We start from the raw sequence: 6,335 nt of genomic DNA on the forward strand, positions 1-6,335 counted from the left end.
TCCGGTCCCGGCATCAGGACGCCCGCGGCGCGGCCGCCGCGAGGCGGGGCGACAGGGCGAGCATGACCGGCACGACCGCGAGGGCCGTCGCCGCCGCCGCCGTCGCCGCCCAGCCCGGCCCGGCCAGGTCCCCGAGGCTCCCGTAGAGCAGCGGCGCCGCGAGCGCGCTGCCCCCGAGGGTGCAGGTGTAGAACACCGCGAAGGCGCGCTCGACCCGGTCGCCCGGCGCGAGGTCCGGCACCAGGCCGTACAGCACCGAGGACGTGCCGTTCAGCATGACGCCCAGCACCGGCAGCACGACGAGCGCGGGCGCGAGCGGCAGGACGATCACGGCCAGGATCGCCGCCGCGGTTCCGGCCTCCGTGAGGATCACGGTCCGGGTCACCCCGAAGCGCTCGCCGAGACGGCCGCAGACCGCCTTGCCGAGCGCGCCGCCGACGAAGACCGCCGAGAGCGCCATGCCCACCGTGGTCAGCGCCGCGCCCTTCGCCTGGAGCAGGAACGGCAGGTAGAGCAGGAAGGCCGGGCGCGCGGCGTTGTCGAGCATGCCGATGGCGACGAGGAGGCCGAAGCCGGAGCGGTCGCGGCGCCCGCCGCCGCCGTGCCTCGCCGCCGGCGCCGCATCGTCCCGCGGGCCGCGCCGCGGGGCGGGGTCGCGGGGCAGCAGGCGCGCGACCCCGAGCGCCACCCCGGCCCCCGCGCCCGCGATCAGCCAGAGCGCCGAGCGCCAGTCCGAGAGCGTCAGCAGGAGGCCGACGAGGGGCGGCACCGTCGCCTTCCCGAGGTCGCCGGCGAAGTTGTAGGTGCCGAGCGGCCCGCGGGCGGACGGCCCGAAGGCCCGGGCGATCACCGCCGAGGCCAGGGGGTGCTGCGTGCTGCTGCCGGCCCCCCCGAGCGCGAGGGCGGCGCAGAGACCGAGCAGGCCGCCCGACGCGCCGGCGAGCGCCCAGCCGCCGGCGCTGAGCAGCGTGCCGGACACCAGCACGGTGCGCGCGCCGAGGTGGCGCGCGAGGTGGCTGGAGGGCACCTGCAAGGCCGCCAGCGTGCCGGTGTAGAGGGTGCGCAGGAGCGCGAGGGCGACGTAGCCGAGCCCGAACTCCCCCTGCCAGACCGGCAGGAGCACGTAGATCAGGTCCGTGTAGCCGTCGTGCAGGGCATGGTTGAGGCCGGCGGCGAGCAGCGTGCGCCGCGCCTCGCGGCCGGGGGACGCCTCCAGGGACGCGGTGAGCTCGGGTGCGAGCGACATCCTGCTTCCAACGTTGTTTCCCTCACAGGATGGCGCCCTCGCGCGCGGCTGACAAACGCCTTATGCTGACGCTCGCGTGAGGAAACCTGACACGTGCACCGCCGCCTGCCGCCCCTGAACGCCCTGAGAGCCTTCGAGGCGGCGGGCCGCCACGCGAGCTTCACCCGGGCGGCCGCCGAGCTGCGCGTCACCCACGGCGCGGTGAGCCGGCACGTGCAGGCGCTCGAATCCTGGCTGGGGTTGCCGCTGTTCGAGCGCCACAACCGGCGCGTCGTCCTCACGAAGGCCGGGAGCGGCTACCTCGCCGAGATCGGCGCCGCCCTCGACCGCATCGCCCTCGCGACCACCCACCAGGTGGAGCGGGGGCGGCCGCGCCTGCTGCGCGTCAACGCGCTCGCCACCTTCACGCTGCGCTGGCTGATCCCGCGCCTGTCCGGGTTCCAGCTCGCCAATCCCGCCGTCGAGGTCCGGCTGACGACCTCGAACGTGCCCCTGCCGCACATCGCGGAGCCGTTCGACGTCGCCATCCGGGGCGGCCCGGATGCGCGCACGGGCCATGTCGGGCAGCCGTTCCTGTCCGAGCGGCGCATCCCGGCCTGCAGCCCGACGCTGCTGCACCGCCTGCCGCTGCGGGAGCCGGCGCAGCTGCGCCACCACACCCTGCTGCACGCCGCGACGCTGCCCCAGGTCTGGCCCCAGTGGCTGCGCGCGGCCGGCGTGCCGGACCTGGAGCCGCAGGCCTCGGTCACGCTCGAGCACTTCTACCTGACGCTCCAGGCCGCGCTGGACGGGTTGGGCGTGGCGATGGGCCCGGAGCGGCTGGTCGCCGACGACGTGGCGGCCGGGCGGCTGGTCCTCCCCTTCGCGGGTCCCTCCCTGCCGGCGCGGAGCTACTACACGTTCGTCCCCGAGCCGCACGCCGACGACCCGACCGTGCGCGCGTTCTGCGACTGGCTGATCGCCGCCGCCGGGCGCGAGGGCCACGCCCGCCGGCCGGGATCGCCGGCCGTGGCGGAGGCCGCGGGGGCGCCGGGTGCCGGCGAGGCCGCGCACGGCGCCGCGGCCCGGGACGGGCACTCCGCCGAGGCGTGAGGAGGGGAGGGGCGGCCCTCGCGCGCCGCCCGGGTCCTGGCCGCGCACGCGGCGGGCCGCGTCAGCCCTTCGCCGCCGGGCGGTGCCGGCCGACGAAATCGACGAAGGCGCGCAGGGGCGCCGGAAGGTGGCGCCGGCCCGGATAGTACAGGAAGGGCCCGGGGAAGCGCGGCCACCAGGGCTCCAGGACCGGCTCCAGGGCGCCGCTGTCGAGGTGGGGCCGCAGCCAGTCCTCGAACAGCGTGACGAGGCCGACCCCCGCGACCGCCGCGTCCACGGCGAGGTCGGTGGCGCCGCCGACGCGCACGACGAGCGGGCCGCTCGGGTCGACCCGCACGCTCTCGCCGTCGCGCTCGAACTCCCACGCGGTCATCGCGCCGCTCGCGAAGCGGCCGCGGATGCAGGCGTGGCCCAGCAGGTCGCGGGGGTGCCCGGGCCGACCGCGGCGCGCGAGGTAGGCCGGCGACGCGGCCGTGGCGAAGCGCTGCTCCCGCGGCCCGATCGGCACCGCGATCATGTCCTGCTCGAGGCGCTCGTCGTAGCGGATGCCGGCGTCGCAGCCCGCCGCCAGCACGTCGACGAAGCTGTCCTCGGCGACCACGTCGAGGCGGATGTCCGGATAGGCCGCGAGGAAGGCCGGCACGATGCCCGGCAGGACGAGGCGCGCCGCGCTGACCGGCACGTTGAGCCTGAGCGTCCCGGCCGGGCGGTCGCGGAAGCCGTTCACGACATCCAGCGCCGCCGCGACCTCGCCCAGGGCCGGCGTCAGCCGCTCGAGCAGGCGCGCGCCCGCCTCGGTCGGGGCCACGCTGCGCGTCGTGCGGTGGAGGAGCCTGACGCCGAGCCTCGCCTCCAGCCTGCGGACGGCTTCGCTCAGGCCCGACGCGCTCACGCCGGTGGCGCGCGCGCCGTCCCGGAAGCCGCCGGCCTGCGCGACGGCGACGAAGGCCGAGAGGTCGCCGAGATCAGCCGCCACTGTCCGCCCTTTCGCACAACCCGTGCCGATTGACCCGCATTATCACGCAGCCGGGCGGGGTCTACATCCCCCACGACCACGATGGAGAGACCCCATGACCGACATCGGCAGAGCCGGCACCTTCGCCCTCGGCGACCGCACGGTGAAGCGCCTCGGCTACGGCGCGATGCAACTGGCCGGGCCGCAGGTGTACGGCCCCCCGAAGGACCGGGAGGGCGCCCTCGCGGTCCTGCGCGAGGCGGTGGCGCGGGGCATCGACCACATCGACACGAGCGACTTCTACGGGCCGCACGTCACCAACCGGCTCATCCGCGAGGCGCTGCACCCCTACCCGGACGGTCTCGTCCTCGTCACCAAGATCGGCGCGCGGCGGGGCGCGGACGCGTCCTGGCTCCCCGCAGGGTCGCCCGACGAACTCAGGAGCGCGGTCCACGACAACCTGCGCAACCTCGGCCTGGAGGCACTCGACGTCGTCAACCTGCGCATCATGATCGATCCCCACGGTCCCGCCGAGGGCTCGATCGCGGCGCCGCTCGCCGTCCTGGCCGACCTCCAGCGCGAGGGGCTGGTCCGCCACATCGGCCTCAGCAACGTGACGGCCCGGCAGGTCGCGGAGGCGCGCGCGATCGCGACCATCGTGTGCGTCCAGAACGCCTACAACCTCGCCCACAGGGCCGACGACGCCCTCGTCGACGACCTCGCGGCGGCCGGGATCGCCTACGTCCCGTTCTTCCCCCTGGGCGGCTTCAGCCCGCTCCAGTCGACGACCCTGACGCGCGTCGCCGCGGGACTCGGCGCGACGCCGATGCAGGTGGCGCTCGCCTGGCTCCTGCGCCGCTCGCCCAACATCCTGCTGATCCCCGGCACGTCGTCGGTCGGGCACCTGCGCGAGAACCTCGCCGCCGCCGGCCTGGAACTGCCGCCCGGCGACGCGGCGGAACTCGACCGGATCGCCGGCACCCCCGGGCAGGGCTGACCCGCCGGGCGCCGGCGGCCCGCCCTCCGGCGGGCGCGGGCGCCCCTCTCAGCCGGCGTGGCCCGGCACCCGGCGCCGCCGGACCGCCTCGCGGACGTGGGACACGAGCAGCGTGACGAGCCGCATCTCGGTGCTCTCCACCCGCCCGTGCGCCCCGGCCCGGATCGTCGTCGCCGCGAGCGCGTCCGCCTCGCTCTCCAGGGCGTCGAGGTCGGCCGGGTCCGCGGCCGGCACGGCGAGCCAGATCTCCAGCAGGCGCATGACGCGCGTGGGCGGCTGGCGCGGGCGCACGCGGCGGTAGAGGGCGGCGCCCGCCGCGCCCAGCGACGCGGCGCCGCTGGCCACCAGGCCCAGCCAGTAGACCGCGTCCTGCATCTGGTCGGACAGGCTCGGCAGGTTGCCGGACAGGTAGGCGGCCGTGCCGGTGTGGATCGGCAGCGCCTGCGCCTTGTCGTCGGGGTCCGGCGCCTCGATGCCGGCGAGGCCCGGGTCGAGGGCCGCGAGCCGGGCCTTGTTCGTCAGGATCTCGCGGGTGACCTCGCCCGCCAGCCAGTCCGGCATCGCGGCGCGCGCGGCCAGGCGGTAGCTCACCGACAGCGTGGTGATGTCGTCGCCGGGCGCCGGCAGCGAGCCCTGGAACGTCCCCTTCGGGACGTCGATCGTCTCGAGGACGGGGTCCTCCCTGGCGATGGCCGCCGCCTCGTCCACCTCGAAGGTCCGCGGCCGGTCCGCGCCGGCCTTGCGCAGGGCCGCGTAGAGCGACAGCCACAGGCCGCTCGCGGCCGGGGCGACCACGAACAGGGCGTCGACCTCCCGGCGCCGGACGGCCTCGGGCACCCGGTCGAGGGCGAGCCGCCGGCGCCGGACCTCACCCGGCGGCACGGCGTAGTGCTGGAGGATGCGGTCGAGGAGCCCCTCGTCGAGGGGCCGTCCGTCGAGCAGCCCGACCGTGCGCCCGCGCAGGCCTTCCACGCGCTCGACGCCGCCGGCGCCGGGCGCGACGAACACGGCGGCGTCGCGGCGCAGGATGACGAGCGTCTGGCTGTTCTGCCCCGCCGCGTCGCTGCGCACGATGGCGAGCGGCGTTCCGCCGGCGTCGAGCGCCTGCGCGGCCGCCGCCAGGTCCGGCACCGGCACGGTCCTGATCCGCACGCGCGGATGGTCGGCGGCGAAGACCTGCGCGAGCGCCGAGGCGGCCCGCCGGCCGTCCGCGCTCGCCGGGACCGCGATGCTCAGCGTGAGCAGGCCGAGGAGCAGGTGGACGAGCAGGGCGAGCCCCGCCGAGCCCGCGACCACGAGGATCGCGGCGACGAGCGCGGCGCCGCGCCGCCTCATCGCCGCCTCATCGCCGCCGCTCCCGCCGACCAGGCCGGCGCGGACGCCCGCCGCGATGCCCCGCGTGGACCGCCCGTCGCGGCCACGACGCCCCGCCGGGCGTCCGCGAACGGCGCTCCCCCTACTGCCAGCCGCCGCCCGGCAGGGGGCCGTGGTAGGGCGTGTTGCGGCAATGGCCCCAGGGACCGCGCCAGTAGCCGGGAGGGCAGCCGTTGCCGGCCCGGACCTGGTACCAGCCGCCGGGCAGCGGGCCGACGTAGGGGGTGCTCCGGCAATGGCCCCAGGGACCGCGCCAGCGGCCGGGTCCGCAGCCGCCGGCGACCGGCGCGACCGGCGCCGCGCCCGCGGGATCCCGCACGATCGGCATGGCCTGCGCGCCGGCGAGCGGCAGGGCGGCGAGGGCGGCGCCGGCCGCGAGCAGCGAGGCGAAACGGGTCGTCACGGTGTCCTCCTGCGGTGACGCGCGGGAGTGGCGCCCGGGGCGGTCGGAGAACACCCAAGACTTGCCCCCGGCTGCGTGCGTTCTCCACAATCCTCGCGTCTCGCCGCGACAATCACAAGCGAGAAGAGTGTCGATTACTCGACAGATGGCCGGGCCCGAAGCGCCGGACGGGGCCGTCCCGGCGGCCCGCCGGTCGCCCGCGGGCGCGGGCGCTCCGGCGACCGGATCACACCTGCGCGCAATTGCTCGGCGCTGGCGCGCCGGCGAA

The 6,335-nt window shown here is 76.9% G+C and carries 6 protein-coding genes; 2 read left to right on the forward strand and 4 right to left on the reverse strand.

All coding sequences use genetic code 11. From position 1 onward, the window contains the following. Window positions 1-13: 13 nt before the first annotated feature. Window positions 14-1,246 (reverse strand): MFS transporter, encoded by a 1,233-nt coding sequence (locus DT057_RS33520; RefSeq protein ID WP_128566338.1) that lies wholly within the window; start codon window positions 1,244-1,246, stop codon window positions 14-16. A 93-nt stretch (window positions 1,247-1,339) separates the two neighbouring features. Between DT057_RS33520 and gcvA the strand changes: the two genes are divergently transcribed. Continuing rightward, window positions 1,340-2,338 (forward strand): transcriptional regulator GcvA, encoded by a 999-nt coding sequence (gcvA, locus tag DT057_RS33525; protein ID WP_128566339.1) that lies wholly within the window; start codon window positions 1,340-1,342, stop codon window positions 2,336-2,338. Window positions 2,339-2,399: 61 nt separating this feature from the next. Here the strand turns inward: gcvA and DT057_RS33530 are convergent, their stop codons facing one another. Next, window positions 2,400-3,314, reverse strand: coding sequence for a LysR family transcriptional regulator (locus DT057_RS33530; RefSeq protein ID WP_128566340.1), 915 nt, complete (start codon window positions 3,312-3,314; stop codon window positions 2,400-2,402). 94 nt (window positions 3,315-3,408) lie between these two features. On the opposite strand from DT057_RS33530, the gene DT057_RS33535 reads away from it, so the two are divergent. After that, window positions 3,409-4,290, forward strand: coding sequence for an aldo/keto reductase family oxidoreductase (locus DT057_RS33535; protein WP_128566341.1), 882 nt, complete (start codon window positions 3,409-3,411; stop codon window positions 4,288-4,290). Between the two features lie 48 nt (window positions 4,291-4,338). On the opposite strand, the gene DT057_RS33540 is transcribed toward DT057_RS33535, so the two are convergent. Both DT057_RS33540 and DT057_RS33545 read right to left on the reverse strand, forming a co-directional pair. Continuing rightward, the gene (locus tag DT057_RS33540; protein ID WP_128566342.1) at window positions 4,339-5,625 is read right to left on the reverse strand and encodes a TAXI family TRAP transporter solute-binding subunit; all 1,287 of its coding nucleotides are present in this window, start codon (window positions 5,623-5,625) and stop codon (window positions 4,339-4,341) included. Window positions 5,626-5,746: 121 nt separating this feature from the next. Then, entirely contained in the window at window positions 5,747-6,067 is a 321-nt protein-coding gene (locus tag DT057_RS33545) for a GCG_CRPN prefix-to-repeats domain-containing protein (protein WP_407068154.1), read from the reverse strand. Window positions 6,068-6,335: the final 268 nt, after the last annotated feature.

This window comes from Methylobacterium crusticola, from assembly GCF_003574465.1.
GTDB classification, from domain to species: domain Bacteria; phylum Pseudomonadota; class Alphaproteobacteria; order Rhizobiales; family Beijerinckiaceae; genus Methylobacterium; species Methylobacterium crusticola.